Origin of the sequence: Microbacterium sp. KKR3/1 (genome assembly GCF_021272365.1) — a bacterium.
Taxonomy (GTDB): Bacteria; Actinomycetota; Actinomycetes; order Actinomycetales; family Microbacteriaceae; genus Microbacterium; species Microbacterium aurugineum.
Genome location: NZ_JAJSDW010000002.1, coordinates 361,320 through 378,205 on the forward strand (window position 1 = coordinate 361,320; position 16,886 = coordinate 378,205).

14 protein-coding genes are annotated in these 16,886 nt (G+C 69.3%); 9 read left to right on the plus strand and 5 right to left on the minus strand.

Translation table 11 applies throughout. From position 1 onward, the window contains the following. Positions 1-6: 6 nt before the first annotated feature. Positions 7-852 carry an NAD(P)-dependent oxidoreductase gene (locus LVJ59_RS13395; RefSeq protein WP_232763430.1) on the minus strand — a complete coding sequence of 282 codons (846 nt, stop codon included), beginning with the start codon at positions 850-852 and terminating at the stop codon, positions 7-9. 57 nt (positions 853-909) lie between these two features. On the opposite strand from LVJ59_RS13395, the gene LVJ59_RS13400 reads away from it, so the two are divergent. The 5 genes from LVJ59_RS13400 (at position 910) to LVJ59_RS13420 (ending at position 6,784) form a co-directional block, all read left to right on the plus strand. Beyond that, the gene (locus tag LVJ59_RS13400) at positions 910-1,920 is read left to right on the plus strand and encodes a LacI family DNA-binding transcriptional regulator (RefSeq protein WP_153242897.1); all 1,011 of its coding nucleotides are present in this window, start codon (positions 910-912) and stop codon (positions 1,918-1,920) included. Between the two features lie 100 nt (positions 1,921-2,020). Then, the gene (locus LVJ59_RS13405; RefSeq protein ID WP_232763431.1) at positions 2,021-2,740 is read left to right on the plus strand and encodes an L-ribulose-5-phosphate 4-epimerase; all 720 of its coding nucleotides are present in this window, start codon (positions 2,021-2,023) and stop codon (positions 2,738-2,740) included. Then, on the plus strand, positions 2,737-4,320 hold the full coding sequence (locus LVJ59_RS13410) for a xylulokinase (protein ID WP_232763432.1): 1,584 nt from the start codon (positions 2,737-2,739) through the stop codon (positions 4,318-4,320). The genes LVJ59_RS13405 and LVJ59_RS13410 overlap by 4 nt, the downstream gene beginning before the upstream one ends. A gap of 32 nt (positions 4,321-4,352) precedes the next feature. Beyond that, positions 4,353-5,867 carry an L-arabinose isomerase gene (araA, locus tag LVJ59_RS13415; protein WP_232763433.1) on the plus strand — a complete coding sequence of 505 codons (1,515 nt, stop codon included), beginning with the start codon at positions 4,353-4,355 and terminating at the stop codon, positions 5,865-5,867. Then, a complete protein-coding gene (locus LVJ59_RS13420) occupies positions 5,867-6,784 on the plus strand; it encodes an aldose 1-epimerase family protein (RefSeq protein WP_232763434.1) in 918 nt (305 codons plus the stop codon). Before araA ends, LVJ59_RS13420 begins: the two co-directional genes overlap by 1 nt. A gap of 55 nt (positions 6,785-6,839) precedes the next feature. Here LVJ59_RS13420 and LVJ59_RS13425 read toward each other — a convergent pair whose 3' ends face one another. From LVJ59_RS13425 to xylA, 3 genes are all read right to left on the minus strand, one after another. Next, a complete protein-coding gene (locus tag LVJ59_RS13425; protein WP_232763435.1) occupies positions 6,840-7,832 on the minus strand; it encodes a DUF559 domain-containing protein in 993 nt (330 codons plus the stop codon). Between the two features lie 230 nt (positions 7,833-8,062). Next, entirely contained in the window at positions 8,063-9,367 is a 1,305-nt protein-coding gene (gene xylB, locus LVJ59_RS13430; protein WP_232763436.1) for a xylulokinase, read from the minus strand. Between the two features lie 7 nt (positions 9,368-9,374). Beyond that, a complete protein-coding gene (gene xylA / locus LVJ59_RS13435) occupies positions 9,375-10,565 on the minus strand; it encodes a xylose isomerase (protein WP_131492297.1) in 1,191 nt (396 codons plus the stop codon). A gap of 123 nt (positions 10,566-10,688) precedes the next feature. On the opposite strand from xylA, the gene LVJ59_RS13440 reads away from it, so the two are divergent. From LVJ59_RS13440 to LVJ59_RS13450, 3 genes are all read left to right on the plus strand, one after another. Continuing rightward, the gene (locus LVJ59_RS13440; RefSeq protein ID WP_232763437.1) at positions 10,689-11,843 is read left to right on the plus strand and encodes an ROK family transcriptional regulator; all 1,155 of its coding nucleotides are present in this window, start codon (positions 10,689-10,691) and stop codon (positions 11,841-11,843) included. Positions 11,844-11,918: 75 nt separating this feature from the next. Further along, the gene (locus LVJ59_RS13445) at positions 11,919-12,812 is read left to right on the plus strand and encodes a formylglycine-generating enzyme family protein (RefSeq protein ID WP_232763613.1); all 894 of its coding nucleotides are present in this window, start codon (positions 11,919-11,921) and stop codon (positions 12,810-12,812) included. 87 nt (positions 12,813-12,899) lie between these two features. Next, positions 12,900-14,402: an arylsulfatase gene (locus LVJ59_RS13450; protein ID WP_232763438.1), complete on the plus strand. Its 1,503-nt coding sequence runs from the start codon at positions 12,900-12,902 to the stop codon at positions 14,400-14,402. 98 nt (positions 14,403-14,500) lie between these two features. Here the strand turns inward: LVJ59_RS13450 and LVJ59_RS13455 are convergent, their stop codons facing one another. Beyond that, positions 14,501-15,514 carry a LacI family DNA-binding transcriptional regulator gene (locus tag LVJ59_RS13455; protein WP_047524432.1) on the minus strand — a complete coding sequence of 338 codons (1,014 nt, stop codon included), beginning with the start codon at positions 15,512-15,514 and terminating at the stop codon, positions 14,501-14,503. A gap of 127 nt (positions 15,515-15,641) precedes the next feature. Between LVJ59_RS13455 and LVJ59_RS13460 the strand changes: the two genes are divergently transcribed. After that, complete coding sequence (locus tag LVJ59_RS13460; RefSeq protein ID WP_197055682.1) at positions 15,642-16,877, plus strand: amino acid ABC transporter substrate-binding protein; 1,236 nt, start codon at positions 15,642-15,644, stop codon at positions 16,875-16,877. Positions 16,878-16,886 lie beyond the last annotated feature (9 nt).

Below are 16,886 nucleotides of genomic sequence, written 5' to 3' on the forward strand. Positions count from 1 at the left end.
CGGGGCTCACACGTGGTCGCGCCAGGAGTGCTGCGGGGCGTAGCCCAGGACGCGGCGGGCCTTGTCGATCGACAGCAGGGTCTCGTTCGGAGCCACTGCGCGGGTGACGGGCACGTCGGGGAAGACCTCGGCGAGCAGCTCGGCGTTCGGCCGCGACATCACGGTGTCGGCCGCCGCGATGATGAACCGATCGAAGCCCACCGGCGCGTTCTCGAGCGCCCGCTCGATCGCCTGGGCCCCGTCGCGGGCATCGATGTAGCCCCACAGGTTCCACTTGCGGCGGAGCGCATCGGTGTCGAAGTCGGGGAACTCCGCGTAGTCCTCCGGCGCCATCACGTTGGAGAACCGCAGGGCCGTGATCGACAGTTCCGGCTGCCACCGCACCAGTTCGGTCGCCAGCTGCTCCTCGAGCGTCTTCACGAGCGAGTACACGGATTCCGGACGCGGCGGATACTCCTCGTCGACCGGCACGTAGGGAGGCGGCGCGTCGAACGGCAACCCCAGGACGGTCTCGCTCGAGGCGTAGACGATGCGACGGATCCCGAGCCGCACGGCGGCCCAGAACACGTTGAACGTCGCCGGCATGTTGTTGTGGAACGTGGCGACGTCGGTGCGGATGCCGGGGGCCGGGATCGCTCCGAGGTGCACCACCGCGTCGATGCCGTCGTGCGTGTCGTTCACCCCCGCGAACGCGTCGACGACCTGGCCGTAGTCCGTCAGGTCGACCTGTACGAAGTCGGGCTCTCGGCCCCCCACCACGTCCATTCCGATGACCTCGTGGCCGCTCGCACGGAGTTCCCGTGCCACGACGCGTCCGAGCTTGCCCGTTGAACCGGTGAGAGCGATGCGCATGTCACCAGGGTGCCATGCCGACGGAGCGGCGGACGTCCACGCCGTACACTCGTCGGCGTGAGTGACACGAGCAACGGCCGCGGCCGATCCATCGGCGTCCGTGACGTCGCCGCCCGGGCCGGGGTGTCTCGTCAGACCGTGTCGCGCGTCCTGAACGACCACCCGGACGTCGCTCCCGAGACGCAGGAGCGCGTGCGAGCGGCCATGGCGGAGCTCGGGTACCGCATGAACAACGCGGCCCGGGCGCTGGGCACCCGACGGTCCCGGACTCTCGGGGTGTTGGCGTCGGACGCCTTGCAGTACGGTCCGTCGCGGAGTCTTGCCGCGCTCGAGGCGTCGGCGCGGGAGGCCGGCTACTGGGTGAGTGCCGCGTTCGCCGACGCGGCGGATGCGGAGGCCGTGGTCGCCGCGGTCGATCACCTCGTCGTGCAGGGTGTGGAGGGGATCGTCGTCGTCGCCCCGCACGCGCAGACACTCGAGGCGCTCGCCGCGCTCCGGATCGGGGTGCCCGTCGTGACCCTGCACTCGGCCGGGCTCGGTGAGACCGGGCTGTCGGTGGATCAGGTCGCGGGTGCGCGACTGGCGGTGGCCGCGCTCGCGGACGCCGGACACACGCGGATCGCGCACCTGGCCGGGCCGACCGACTGGCTGGAGGCGGAGTCGCGCGCCGACGGATTCGCCGCGGAGCTCGCCGCCCGTGGCCTGACGCCCGGCCCCGTGATCGCGGGGGACTGGTCGGCCGGGTCGGGGCATGCCGCGGTCGAAGCGGTGCGACGGTCCGGCGTGACCGCGGTGTTCGCCGCCAACGACCAGATGGCGCTGGGGCTGCTGAGCGCCTTGCACGAGGCGGGGCTCGACGTCCCGGACGACGTGAGTGTCGTCGGGTTCGACGACACTCCTGACGCCGCCTACTACTGGCCCGCGCTCACGACCGTGCGCCAGGACTTCGACGAGTTGGCCCGGAGGGCTGTCGCTGCGGTGATCGGGGACGGAGCCGCGGCCCCCTCCGATCTCGCCGCCGTGGCGCCGGTGCTGGTCTCGCGCGCCTCCATCGCTCCTCCGCGCTGAGAGCTGCGCTCGCCGGGGGCGGCGGGTTGACGGGTACCGAGCAGCCGTGACAGACTTCCGTGACCGGTCACAGTGACCGGTCACGACGATCGAGGTAGCCGTGAGCGACGACGCCCCCACCTTCGCCCCCGACATCGAGAGGGCGATCGCCACCGTCCGTGCGGATGTGTCTCGCCTGCACGGCGAACTGGTCCGTTACGGGCTGGTCGTCTGGACCGGAGGCAACGTCTCCGGCCGCGTCCCCGGTGCCGATCTCTTCGTGATCAAGCCGTCCGGGGTGAGCTACGACGACCTCGCGCCCGAGAACATGATCCTGTGCGATCTCGACGGGAACGTGATCCCCGGTACCGAGGGCAGTGAACGCTCGCCCTCGAGCGACACCGCCGCGCACGCCTACGTCTATCGGCACATGCCGGAGGTCGGCGGCGTCGTGCACACGCACTCGCCCTATGCGGTCGCCTGGGCGGCGCGCGGCGAAGAGATCCCCTGCGTCATCACCGCCATGGCCGATGAGTTCGGCGGTCCCGTGCCGCTCGGGCCGTTCGCGATCATCGGCGACGACTCGATCGGTCGTGGCATCGTCGAGACCCTCCGCGGCCATCGGTCGCGGGCGGTGCTCATGCAGAACCACGGGCCGTTCACCATCGGCGCCGACGCGAAGGATGCGGTGAAGGCGGCGGTCATGGTGGAAGACGTCGCTCGCACCGTGCATCTCGCCCGGGAGGCGGGGCCCCTGATCCCGATTCCGCAAGCAGCGATCGACAGCCTCTACGAGCGTTACCAGCACGTCTACGGCCAGAGCACGGACTCCCGGCGATGAGCGCGCGCGACGACATCGCCGCCGGCCGCACGAGTCTCGGCATCGAACTGGGGTCGACGCGGATCAAGGCCTGCCTGGTCGGCTCCGACCCGGCCGAGGTGCTCGCCACCGGAACCTTCTCCTGGGAGAACCGCCTCGAAGACGGCCTGTGGACCTACGCGCTCGACGACGTCTGGACCGGGCTGCGAGCCGCATACGCCGGGCTCGTGGACGACGTCGAGCGGCGGCACGGCCTCCGCCCCGAGACGTTCGGGGCGATCGGGATCTCGGCGATGATGCACGGCTACCTCGCCCTCGACGCCGACGGTGGGCTGCTCGTCCCGTTCCGCACCTGGCGCAACACGAACACGGGGCCCGCCGCCGCCGAGCTCCGCGCGGCTCTCGGGGTGAACATCCCGCTGCGCTGGTCGATCGCGCATCTGCATCAGGCCGTGATCGATGCGGAACCGCACCTGCCCCGCCTCGACTTCGTCACGACGCTCGCGGGGTACGTGCATCACGCACTGACCGGCGAGCGCGTCCTGGGGGTGGGTGACGCCTCAGGCATGTTCCCGATCGACGCGGCCACGGCCGACTACGACGCGGGGATGCTGCGGTCCTACACCGAGCTCGCGGGCGATCGGCTTCCCGCCCCGCTGACCGCGCTGCTCCCGGCGGTGCGGGCGGCGGGGGCGGCAGCAGGGACGCTCACCGACGAGGGTGCCGCCCTCCTCGACCCCACCGGAGCGCTGCGGCCGGGCATCCCCCTCTGCCCGCCCGAAGGTGACGCCGGAACCGGGATGGTGGCGACGAACGCCGTGGCTCCGCGCACCGGAAACGTGAGTGCCGGCACGAGCATCTTCGCGATGGTCGTGCTGGAGCGGCCGCTGGCGGAGCAGCACGATGAACTCGACCTCGTCACCACCCCGGCAGGAGACGCCGTGGCGATGGTGCACTGCAACAACGGGGCCAGTGAGCTCGCCGCGTGGGCGGGGCTGTTCGGACGCTTCACCGCGGCGGCGGGGCAGCCTCTCGACGAGGACGCCGTGTTCGACGTGCTGTTCCGCGAGGCACTGGCAGGAGAAGCCGACGCCGGCGGGCTGCTCGCCTACAACCACCTGGCCGGAGAGCCGATCGCCGGGCTCGCCGCCGGGCGACCGCTGTTCGTCCGCACGCCCGACAGCGATTTCCACCTCGCCAACTTCGTGCGTGCGCAGGTGTACGGCGTGTTCGGCACCCTCGCCCTCGGTATGCAGGTTCTGACCGCAGAGGGCGTGGAGCTGGACAGGATGCTCGCCCACGGAGGCATGTTCCGCACCGCCGGGGTCGCCCAGCGGTTCCTCGCCGGGGCGCTCGCGGCTCCGGTCGCGGTCGGCGACCTCGCCTCGGAAGGCGGGGCATGGGGCATCGCGGTGCTCGCTTCCTACCTCGCCGCGGCCGACGAGGTCACGCTGGGGGACTACCTCGACCAGCGGGTCTTCGCCTCGGCATCCGTCGCTGTCGTCGACCCCGATCCGGCGGACGTCGCCGGCTTCTCGTCCTACCTCGATCGCTACCGCGCGGGCCTGGCCGTCGAGGCCGCGGCCGTCGCATCCCTCTGACGCATCTGCGCTTCACCTCGAAAGGCACGCCCATGGCTCTCACCACCTCGCTCGACGGCTACGAAGTCTGGTTCCTCACCGGCAGCCAGCATCTCTACGGCCCCGAGACGCTCGCGCAGGTCGCGGCGCAGTCCCAGGAGATCGCCCGGCTGCTGGATGAGTCCGCCGAGATCCCGGTCACCATCGTCTGGAAGCCGGTGCTCACGGATGCGGCGGCCATCACGCGCACGGCACGGGAAGCCAACGCCGATGATCGGGTGATCGGTCTCGTCGCCTGGATGCACACCTTCAGCCCTGCGAAGATGTGGATCGCCGGCCTCGACGCCCTGCGCAAGCCCCTCGCCCATCTGCACACGCAGGCGAACGTCGAGCTGCCCTGGGCCGACATCGACTTCGACTTCATGAACCTGAACCAGGCCGCGCACGGCGACCGTGAGTTCGGATACATCCAGACGCGCCTGGGCGTGCCGCGCAAGACCATCGTGGGGCATGCCTCCGACCCGCGCGTGCGCCGGGAGCTCGGCACCTGGCAGCGTGCGGCCGCCGGGCTGGCGGCATCCCGCGATCTGAAGCTCGCGCGCTTCGGGGACAACATGCGATTCGTCGCCGTGACCGAGGGTGACAAGACCGAGGCGGAACTGCGCTTCGGCGTGCAGGTCAACACCTGGGGCGTGAACGAGCTGGCGGATGCCGTCGCGGCAGCATCCGACGGTGAGATCGACGCGCTGGTCGCCGAGTACGAGGAACTCTACGAGGTCGCCCCCGAGCTCCGGCGCGGCGGCGACCGGCATTCCTCGTTGCGTGACGGTGCCGCGATCGAGCTCGGACTGCGGTCCTTCTTGGAAGAGGGCGGCTTCGGCGCCTTCACGACCTCGTTCGAAGATCTGGGCGCCCTGACGCAGCTGCCGGGTCTCGCAGTGCAGAGACTGATGGCGGAGGGCTACGGCTTCGGTGCCGAGGGAGACTGGAAGACCGCGGTGCTCGTGCGCATCGCCAACGTCATGGGCTCCGGCCTCCCCGGTGGCGCGAGCCTGATGGAGGACTACACCTACGACATGACGCCCGGCGACGAGCTGATCCTCGGCGCCCACATGCTCGAGGTCTCGCCGTCGCTGACCACCGCGAAGCCCACGCTCGAGATCCATCCGCTCGGCATCGGCGGCAAGGACGACCCGGTGCGACTCGTCTTCACGGCGGACCCGGGGCCCGCGGTCGTCGTCGCCCTCAGCGACATGCGCGACCGTTTCCGTCTCACCGCGAACGTGGTCGAGAACGTGCCACCGCGCGCCGCGCTGCCCAAGCTCCCGGTCGGGCGTGCTGTCTGGAAGCCGCAACCGGACTTCACCACCAGCGCCGCCGCGTGGCTGACTGCGGGAGCCGCACACCACACCGTCATGTCCACCGCGGTCGGCATCGAGGCGTTCCGCGACTTCGCCGAGATGGCAGAGGTCGAACTGCTGGTGATCGACGACAGCACGACGCTGCCGGAGTTCCAGAAGCAGGTGCGCTGGAATCAGGCGTACTACCGCCTGGCGCAGGGGCTCTGATGGTGGCGCCTCGCTCCGGTCGACAGCGGCGTCTCACCGGCCACGGTTATGCGGCGGAGATCGCGAGCGTCGGCGCTACTCTCCGGACGCTGACCTTCGACGGGCGTGACCTGGTTGTCCCCTTCGATGCGGATGAGGTGCGCCCGGCCTATCGTGGGGCGACACTCGCTCCCTGGCCCAACCGCATCGTCGACGGACGCTACCGGTTCGCCGGTGCCGAGCACCAGCTGGCACTGACCGAACCGGAGCGCGGCCAAGCCCTCCATGGACTCCTCGTCTGGGTGGAGTTCGAAGATCGCCTCGTCACGGAGGACCGCGTCTCCCTGGCCGCCGTGATCGAGCCTCAGGCCGGCTACCCGTTCCGCATCGAGGTCGAGGTCGACTATCGCCTCGATGTCGATGGGCTGCACCAGACCGTCACGGCGCGCAACCTCGGTGCGGATACGGCGCCGTGGGGTACCGGACCGCATCCTTACCTCGTGGCCGGGCCCGGACGCGTGGATGACTGGACGCTCACCCTTCCGGCATCCGAGGTGCTGACGGTGACCCCGGAGCGGCTCAGCCCGGTCACCGTGGAGTCCGTGACGGAGCACCCGGAATGGGACTTCCGCGAGGGGAGGCGGATCGGCGGTGTGTTCATCGACCACGCGTTCACCTCGCTCGCTCGTGCGGACGAGATCGCGGAGGTCCGCGTCGTGACAGCTGCGGGGGAGGGCGTCGGGATCGCGTGGGACCGGCGGTGCCCGTGGGTGCAGGTGCATACCGCCGACACCCCCGCCGTTGCGTCGACCCATCGCATCGGACTCGCGGTCGAACCGATGACGTGTCCTCCCGATGCCTTCAACTCCGGCGTCGACCTGGTGACCCTGGCGCCGGGCGAGGCGCACGCCGCCTCGTGGCGGATCTTCGGGATCTAACGTCCAGTGGCCTCCGATCAGCGGCTTCCGGTCGCGAAAACGCATGGCTCCCGGCTCAATTCGGTGCCATTCCGCGACCGGAGCGAAGGGCGGCACGTACGCGATGCACGAGCACCTCGGGCTGAGCGAGCAGAGGCGCCGTCACCTCGATCACCGTCCACCCCGCCGCACGCAGCGCCGCGGCACGCTCGACGTCCGCCGCCCACTGCGCGCCGTGCATCATGCCGTGGTACTCGATGAGCACCCGGTGTCGGCGGTAGACGAGGTCACCGCAGGCCAGGAAGACACCATCCTCGACGATGTCGACGTTGAGCTCGGGCTCCGGCAGTCCGGCCTGGACCAGGAGGCAGCGCACCCGACTCTCACGCGGCGACCAGGAGTCCTCGCGGATCAGCGGGAGCGCTTCCCTCAGGTTGCGGATTCCGACGCGGCGGCCTGTGCTCAGGGCAGCTTCGAGCTCAGCGATCGTCGTTAGCGGTGCCCGCCCCGGTGTAGGGCGACCATGACCGGAGCGCCAGGCGCGGCAGAAGTAGTCGCCGAGTGCGACGAGATCGAAGATGGGCAGTCGGCCGAGAGCGGCCCAGGTGGTCGCGGGATCCGAGAGACGGATGCCCTCGAGGTTCGTCGTGGCCGTGCGATCCTCCTTCCCGCGATGCCTGACCACGCCGCGGACCCGGGATAGTGGGCCCGTGCCGATCGTGGTGACATGTACGCCGAGCGCGTCCGCCTCCGCGATAGCCCCCTCCAGGGTGCGGGTCAGGGGCAAGGGAGCACCCCAGAGCGCAGCCGCCGATTCATGGCTGATGTGCTGCCGCTCGTGCATGCGGTGGGCGTAGGCCCGGGCGGCGGTGACACGCGCATCCCGTTGGCGTCGGTACGGGTCCGGCTGTTCTGAGCGGTCTGGAGGGAGTCGCCGCCGTACGGCCGGGAACGGGCGCTCCAGATCGTCACCGCTGAGTCGGCCTCGTCCGACCCCCGCGCGATATGCGGCTCGCAGACTGAAACTGTTGCCGAGGTTCGGAGGAAGGGGGTCTCGTGTGCGTCCCATCCCTCGACGCTGGCACCGGACGCGTGCCGCGTGGACGGCTCTCCCCAGGGTTGCTCCTCCTCCGGTCGCGATATGTCAGCTCTGGGAGGCGAATTGGCTGACATCTCGCGACCGGAGCGTGGGGTGCGTGCGCCGACAAAATCGGCTGTGGAGGACGGGACGCGGATCGGCTGTGGAGGACGGGATGCGGATCGGCTGTGGAGGACGGGGAGCGGACGTGAAAGGGCGGGTCAGAGCAGCGCGGCGGCCTGACGGGCAGCGCCCAGGGCGACGTACTCACCCGCGGCCGGCACCTCGACGGGGATGCCGAACACCTGCGGCGCGATCTCCCACACGGCCTCCGACTGCGCCCCGCCGCCGATCAACAGCGCTCGCCGCAGCGGCACTCCCGCCTCCCGCAGGGCGTCGAGTCCTGCGCGGAGCCCCAAGAGCATGCCCTCCACCGCGGCGCGCGCCAGGTTCTCGCGCGTGGTCGAGGCGAGGGTCATGCCGCTGAGGGTCGCCGTGGCATCGGGCAGGTTCGGGGTGCGCTCACCCTCGAAGTAGGGGACGAGCGAGAGTCCTGCCGCTCCGGCCGACGCCGACAGAGCCAACCTGCTGAGCTCGTCATGGTCGACTCCGAGCAGGGCCGCCGTGACGTCGAGCACCCGTGCCGCATTGAGCGTGCAGACCAGGGGGAGGAAGTGGCCGTCGGCCGACGCGAACCCCGAGATGATGCCGGACGGGTCGGCGGAGGGCTCCGCGCTCACCGCGAAGACCGTGCCGCTGGTCCCGATCGAGACCACGACGTCGCCGGGGCCCGCGCCGAGTCCGAGTGCGGCCGCGGCGTTGTCGCCTGCCCCCGGCCCGACCCGGCGACCGCTCGCATCCTCCACGGATTCGTCCGCACCGAGCACGCGCGGCAGCAGGACGTCGTGTCCGAGGGCGGCGATCAGCAGCTCGCGATCGTAGCCTCCGGTCGGGGGGCTCCAGTATCCGGTGCCGGATGCATCGGAGCGGTCGGTCACGAGCTGATCCAGCGCGGGTCCGAGAGGCGCGCTTTCGGCGCCTGCCGGTCCGTAGCCGCGGAGTCGCCACGTCAGCCAGTCGTGGGGGAGGGCGACCGCCGCCACGCGAGCCGCGTTCTCGGGTTCGTGGTCGCGCAGCCAGCGCAGCTTCGAGATCGTGAACGACGCCACCGGCACCACGTTCGTGCGCTCGGCCAGCTCCTGCGCACCGAACTCGGCGACGAGGTCGGCCGCTGCCTCCGCGGAGCGCGTGTCGTTCCAGAGCAGCGCATCGCGGATGACGGCGCCCGAGGCGTCGAGCGCCACCATCCCATGCTGTTGCCCGCCGATGGCCCACGCCGTGACGTCGTCGAGACCCCCGGCAGCCTCGATCGCGGCGGTCAGTGCGGACCACCACGCTTCAGGATCGACCGAGGTGCCGTCGGGATGAGGGGCGCGACCGCTGCGCACCACCGCTCCCGTCTCGGCGTCGACGACGACGACCTTGCATGCCTGCGTCGACGAATCGACGCCGAGGGCGAGCGCCATCAGCCGATCACCGGGCGCCCAGCAGGTGCTCGGTCGCGAGCTGCTGGAGGCGGACGAACCCGAAGCCCTTGCCGCCGAGGTAGGCGTCGGCATCGAACTCCTCGTAGGCGCTGCGGTCGGCCAGGAAAGCGTCGTAGGACTCGCCCTCGTCGAGGGTCGGCGTCGAGAGTTCGGCGACCTTCGCGGCGGCCAGCGCCTCCTGCACCTCGGGGTCGGCGCGGAAGGCCGCAGCACGCTCCTTCAGCAGCAGGTAGGTCCGCATGTTGGCGGCAGCCGAGTCCCAGACCCCCGTCTCGTCCTCCGTGCGAGAGGGCTTGTAGTCGAAGTGACGGGGGCCCTCGTAGGCGGGCACGCCGTTCGGGCCGCCGTTCTCGAGCAGGTCCACCAGGGAGAAGGCGTTGTGCAGGTCGCCGTGGCCGAACACGAGGTCCTGGTCGTACTTGATGCCGCGCTGGCCGTTGAGGTCGATGTGGAAGAGCTTGCCGTGGTACAGAGCCTGGGCGATGCCGGCCGTGAAGTTGAGACCCGCCATCTGCTCGTGTCCGACCTCGGGGTTGACGCCGACGAGCTCGGGGCGCTCCAGGGAGTCGATGAACGCGATCGCATGGCCGAGGGTGGGGAGCAGGATGTCGCCGCGCGGCTCGTTCGGCTTCGGCTCGATCGCGAACCGGATGTCGTAGCCCTTGTCGGTCACGTAGTCGCCGAGCAGGTTGACGGCCTCCCGGTAGCGCTCCAGCGCGGCACGCACGTCTTTCGCCGAGTCGTACTCCGCGCCCTCGCGGCCACCCCACATGACGAACGTGCGCGCACCGAGCTCTGCGCCTAGGTCGAGCTGACGGAACACCTTGCGCAGCGCGAAGCGGCGCACCTGGCGGTCGTTCGAGGTGAAGCCGCCGTCTTTGAAGACGGGGGCGCTGAACAGGTTCGTGGTGACCATCGGCACGACGAGACCCGTGTCGGCGAGCGCGCCCTTGAGGCGGTCGATCTGCGTCTGGCGCTCGGCATCCGTCGACCCGAAGGCGAAGAGGTCGTCATCGTGGAAGGTGAGACCGTAGGCGCCGAGTTCCGCCAGCTTCTCGACGGCGTGCACGACGTCGAGGGCCGGACGCGTCGGACCGCCGAAGGGGTCGGAGCCGTTGTATCCGACGGTCCAGAGACCGAACGAGAACTTGTCGGCGCGGGTCGGGGTGAGGCTCATGATGCTCCTTCGCACGGGCGCACGGCGGCGTGCGCGTATATGTTGTTGACAGCAACTTATACGGAGAAGAGCAGGATGTCCAGCCTCCTAGACTGAGACACCGAGCGGGAATGCGAGGACCACGTGACCGAACCCGGGGAGGGCGCCGCAGCCAAGGACGCGAACGGCGGGGTGCGTGCCGGCAACCTCGCCCGTGTGCTCCGTCTCGTCCATCTGGGCGGCGAGCAGTCGCGCGCCCAGCTGACCGCCGCGACCGGACTGAACCGCTCGACCATCGCGGACCTCGTCGCAGAACTCGCCGGTGACGGCTGGGTCGTCGAGCGCGAGCCGGGACCGGTGGGCCGGGTGGGGCGCCCGTCGCCCGTGGTCGCCGCAGCTCCGACGACGGTCGTGATCGCCGTGAACCCCGAGGTCGACGCGGTCGAGATCGCAGCGATCGACCTCGCGCGTACGATCGCGGTGCGGGAACGGATCGAGTCGACCTCACTGCTCGGTGCGGATGAGGTGGCGCCCCTCATCGCCGGAGTGATCGACCGCTGGACACGCGGTGCGCTCGCAGGGATGCGCGTGATCGCGGTGGGGGTGGCGGTGCCCGGTCTGGTGCGTGCCGCGGACGGACTCGTGCGCAATGCGCCGCACCTGGGATGGACCGATCTGCCGCTGCGTGCATCCATCGCCGCGGCGACCGGGCTCCCGGTGGCGGTGGGCAACGATGCGAGTCTCGGTGCGTTCGCCGAGCACCTGTTCGGTGCCGCCCAGGGCGTGGACGATCTCGTCTACCTCAACGGCGGCCCTTCCGGCATCGGCGGGGGGATCATCGTGCACGGGGCGCCGGTGGGCGGTGTGGGCGGATTCGCCGGTGAGTTCGGCCAGAACCGCGTCGACGTCTCCTCCGATGCGGTCCTGGAAGACGTCGTCAGCAGGGCGCGGTTGCTGGCGGCGCTCGGTCTCGCGCTGGCAGACGAGGCGACGCTCGCCAGCGCGCTCGCCGCGGCTGCCGATGAGGATGCCGTCCGCGCCGAGTGCTCCCGCCAGCGGGCCTTCCTCGCGCAGGCGATCGCCGACGCCGTCAACATCCTGAACCCCTCCGTCGTCGTCCTCGGCGGATTCCTCGCCCTCCTCGCGAGCGTCGACGTGGAGTGCTTCGCCGCGGACGTGGCAGCTCGAGCGATGACCGAGAACGCGGAAGGTCTGCGCATCCTCCCCGCCTCCCTCGCGGCAGACCGCCTGCTGTTGGGTGCCGCCGAACTCGCATGGACGACCGCCCGCGTCATCTGACACCCCCTCCGAGAACACCCCTGCAGCCGCGGAGAGTCGGACACTACGCTGAGTCACGTGACGAACTCGCGCGACATGGTCCACATCCCGGGCGGCACGTTCCTGATGGGGTCCGAGGACTTCTACCCCGATGAACGCCCGGTGCACGAGCGTGAGGTCGCCTCCTTCTTCATCGACCGCTATCCGGTGACCAACGCGCAGTACGCCGAGTTCGTGGACGCGACGGGGTACGTGACCGTCGCCGAACGGGAGCTCGATCCGGCCGCGTTTCCGGGCGCCGACCCTGCCGATCTCGTGCCCGGAGCGATGGTCTTCACTCCGACGTCCGGACCGACGAATCTCGGGGACTGGCGCAACTGGTGGCGTTGGCAGCCCGGAGCCTTCTGGCGTCGACCCTTCGGACCGGACTCCTCGATCGACGACCGGATGCAGCATCCGGTCGTGCACGTCGCGTTCGAGGACGCGGTGGCATACGCGGACTGGGTCGGGATGCGGCTGCCCACGGAAGCCGAGCACGAGTACGCGGCGCGCGGCGGCCTGGAAGGCGCGCCGTTCGCGTGGGGGGACGAGCCGTACCCGGGCGGCGTCGCCCAAGCGAACTCCTGGCTCGGTCGTTTCCCCTACGACAACCAGGGTGTCGGCGGCACAGCGCCCGTCGGCTCCTATCCGTCGAACGGCTACGGCCTGTATGACATGATCGCGAATGTGTGGGAGTGGACGACCGACTTCTACACCCCGCGGCACCTGCGGCTCTCCGACACCCCGGTCGATGCGGGGAAGCGGACGAACCTCCTCGCCGCAGCGAGCGCGCAGGAAGGCTTCCCCGGCATTCCCCGTCGCGTGCTCAAAGGTGGATCCCACCTGTGCTCGCCGGACTACTGCCTGCGGTTCCGGCCTGCCGCGCGCTCGCCGCAGGCGGAGGACACGGGCATGTCGCACATCGGCTTCCGCCTCACCCGCTCCGAGTGAGGCGTCACTGGGCTTCAGGTCGGTGACCTGTTTGGCTTCGATCGCGGGCATCCGCCCCCTCTCACCGGTTGAAGCAAGGAGTCACCCATGGCCGAGAAGCCCAACATCCTCATCATCTGGGGCGATGACATCGGCATCAGTAACCTGAGCACGTACTCCGACGGTCTGATGGGCTATCGGACGCCGAACATCGATCGGATCGCCGATGAGGGCGTGAAGTTCACCGACTACTACGGCGAGCAGAGCTGCACGGCGGGACGTGCGGCCTTCATCACCGGACAGAACCCCTATCGGACCGGACTCACCAAGGTGGGGATGCCCGGCGCGAAGCTGGGCCTCCAGCCCGAAGACCCCACGATCGCGGACGCGCTCAAGCATCACGGCTACGCCACGGGGCAGTTCGGCAAGAACCACCTCGGAGATCGAGACGAGCACCTGCCCACCGCGCACGGCTTCGACGAGTTCTTCGGCAACCTGTACCACCTGAACGCGGAGGAGGAGCCCGAGCATCCGGATTACCCGACCGACGAGGAGTTCCCCGGCTTCAGCGAGAAGTTCCGCCCGCGGGGTGTGCTCCACAGCTGGGCGAACGCCGATGGAACGCAGCGGATCGAAGACACCGGACCGCTGACCAAGAAGCGCATGGAGACGGTCGACGAGGAGTTCCGCGATGCGGCGGCGGACTTCATCCGCACGCAGGCGGACGACGACACCCCCTTCTTCGTCTGGTTCAACTCCACCCACATGCACTTCCGCACCCACACCAAGGAAGAGAGCAAGGGGCAGGCCGGACGCTGGCAGTCGGAGTACCACGACACGATGATCGATCACGACGGCGTCGTGGGCAGTCTGCTCGACCTCCTGGACGAGCTGGGACTGGCCGAGAACACGATCGTCATGTATTCCACCGACAACGGTCCGCATATGAACAGCTGGCCGGATGCCGGCATGACGCCGTTCCGCAACGAGAAGAACTCGAACTGGGAGGGCGCCTACCGCGTGCCCGCGATGGTCCGCTGGCCGGGTCGCATCCCGGCCGGGACGACGCTCAACGGGATCGTGAGCCACAATGACTGGTTCGTGACCCTGCTCGCGGCTGCGGGCGACACGGACATCGCGGAGCGGCTGAAGTCGGGCACGGAACTGCACGGGACCGAGTTCACGGTGCACCTCGATGGCAACAACCAGCTCGACTACATCACCGGTGCCGTCGATCAGAGTCCGCGCCGACACTTCTTCTACGTCTCGGATGACGGCGACCTCACCGCACTGCGCTTCGACAACTGGAAGCTCGTGTTCCTCGAGCAGCGCGCCTCCGGGACCCTGCAGATCTGGCAGGAACCGTACATCGAGCTGCGATTCCCGAAGCTGTTCAACCTGCGCACGGATCCCTACGAGCGGGCGGACATCACGTCGAACACCTACTGGGACTGGGTGCTCGACCGGGTCTTCCTGTTCGTGCCGGCGCAGGCGTACGTGGCGCGGATGCTGCAGTCCCTCGTGGAATTCCCGGCCCGGCAGGAATCGGCGTCGTTCACGATCAACCAGGTCATGGAGAAGCTGGAGGCGTCGACCGCCGGCAGCTCCTGAGCCCCCTCCCTCAAGGTTCCGGTCGCGATATGGCAGCCAGAAGTGGCCCGGAGGCTGTCATATCGCGACCGGAGCGACCGGAGTGGGGCGGAGCGGGGTCAGCTCCGGGGCGGGCCGGAGGACTGACGGATGATGAGCTCGTGCGCGGTCGTGATCGTACGGGCCTCATCGCTCGCCGGGCGAAGGATGAGCGAGACCGCATGCTGCCCCATCTCGAACATCGGGATCCGCGCGGTGGTGAGCGCGGGCGCGACATCCGGTGCGACGGCGATGTCGTCGAAGCCGACCACCGACATCTCTTCCGGCACGCGGATGCCGTGCTGGCGCAGTTCGCTGAGAATGCCGATGGCCATGGCGTCGTTGAGACCCACGATGGCCGTCACGTCCCGATCGAGCAGGTCTCTGGCTCCCGCGATGCCGCCCTCCCGGGTGAACTCCTGCGAGACCACGGTGAGTTCGACGTCGGTGTCGGCGGTGCCTTCGCGCAGGCCCGCGATGCGGTCGGCGACCGTGTTGAGGTCCAGGGGCCCGGCGACGACGCCGATGCGGCGGTGTCCCAGCTCGGCGAGGTGACGGCCGACGGAGATACCGGCGCGGTGGTTGTCGGGGAGCACGGCGTCGACCGGAAGATGGTGTCGACCGATGACGGCGGCGCGGCCACCGGCGAGAGTGAAGTCCAACAGGGCTTCGGACATGCCCAGCTCGCGGCGGTGGTCGGCGTAGCCGGAGCCGGCGATGATGATGGATCCCACGCGCTGGCGCAGCAGGGACTTGACCTGAGCGAGCTCGCTGTCGGGCGTGCGGTCGGCTTGTGCGATCTGCACGGAGCGGTTCTCGAGCGTCGCGCTGCGGATCACACCGCTCGCGATGTCCGAGAAGTAGGGGTCGCCGATCTCGTGCACGACCAGGCCGATCGTCGGGACGAGGCCGCCGGCGAGTCCTCGCGCGTGCATGTTCGGTTCGTAGCCGAGCCGATTAGCGACCGTTCTCACGTGTTCGGCGACCTCGGGCGATATCCCCGGTCCGCCCGTCATCGCCCGCGACGCACTCGCGAGGGAGACCCCTGCGGCTTCGGCCACATCAATGAGTCGTGGCGCGCCTTCACGCTTCACGAAACCTCCCCCTGTGGAGCAAGATCAACGCTGATTGCGAGGTAGGTTGCTCTTCGTTCTTCGATCCCACTATAGTGGCGGAAGCGCTTACGAAAGCGCTTTCGCTACGATGACGTAGGAGACTCGGATGACTGCACCCAGACACGGTCGACGGATCGCTGCGGCGATCGGGACGCTGTCGATCGCCGCGCTCACGGTTTCGGCCTGCTCGGCCCCCGGCGATGAGGCGGAGGGAGGTGGCTCGGACGATCCCATCGTCATCGGCATCTCGCTGCCGCTCACCGGCGACTTCTCCGAACCGGGCAAGGGTGTCGAGCGAGGCTACGAGGCCTGGCGCGACATCGTGAACGAGAGCGGGGGTCTCCTGGGCCGTCAGGTTGAGTTGAAGATCCTCGACGATCAGTCCAATGCCGACCGGGTGGTCTCGGACTACGAGTCGCTGATCGCCCAGGACGGAGTCGACCTGGTGTTCGGTCCGTTCTCGACGCGACTGGTCGTGCCCTCGGCGCGCGTCGCGCAGGAGTACGGGATGTTGTTCGTCGAGCCGGCCGGCGCTGCCGAGGAGGTCTTCGAGCAGGGTTTCGACAATCTCTTCTACGCGGCACCGGCCATCGCGAACGACCACTACAACAACCTCGCGGACTATCTGCTGGCACTTCCTGAGGACCAGAGGCCGGAGACGGCCGCGGTCGCGGCCATGGACGACCCCTTCGCCCAGGGCACCGCCTACGGACTCCGGGACAAGCTCGAAGAGGCCGGCGTCGAGATTCTCGTGAACGAGGTCTACCCGCCGAACACCACGGACTTCTCCACGATCGCCGCGAAGATCGCGCAGTCGGACGCCGACATCGTGATCGGCGGCACGCAGTATCAGGATGCCGTCAACCTCATCATCGCGCTGCAGCAGCTGAATTATCAGCCGGAGCTCGCGGCGTTCTCGACCGCTCCGACGAATCCGGAGTTCGCCGCCGCGATCGGTGGTGCGACCGAAGGCATCCTCGCCCCCACGGGGTACTCGCCGAAGTCCCAGTTCCCCAGCAACATCGAGTTCGTCGAGAAGTACACCGAGATGCACGGCAACCCGCCGTCTGAGGACGAAGCCAATGCCTACACGACCGGTCAGGTCGTCGCGGCTGCGGTCGAGGCCGTCGGCTGCGCCGAGCAGGGGGACTGCCAGCAGGAGCTCATCGATTGGCTGCGGGACAACTCCGTCGACACGGTCGTCGGAGAACTCAGCTGGGATGAGACCGGCAAGCCCACGGGTGCGCACCTGATCCAGCAGTGGATCGACGGCGAGATCCTGATCGTCCTCCCCGAGGACGTCAAGGAAGCCGAGTTCCTCTACCCGAAGCCGACGTGGTGATCCGCACAT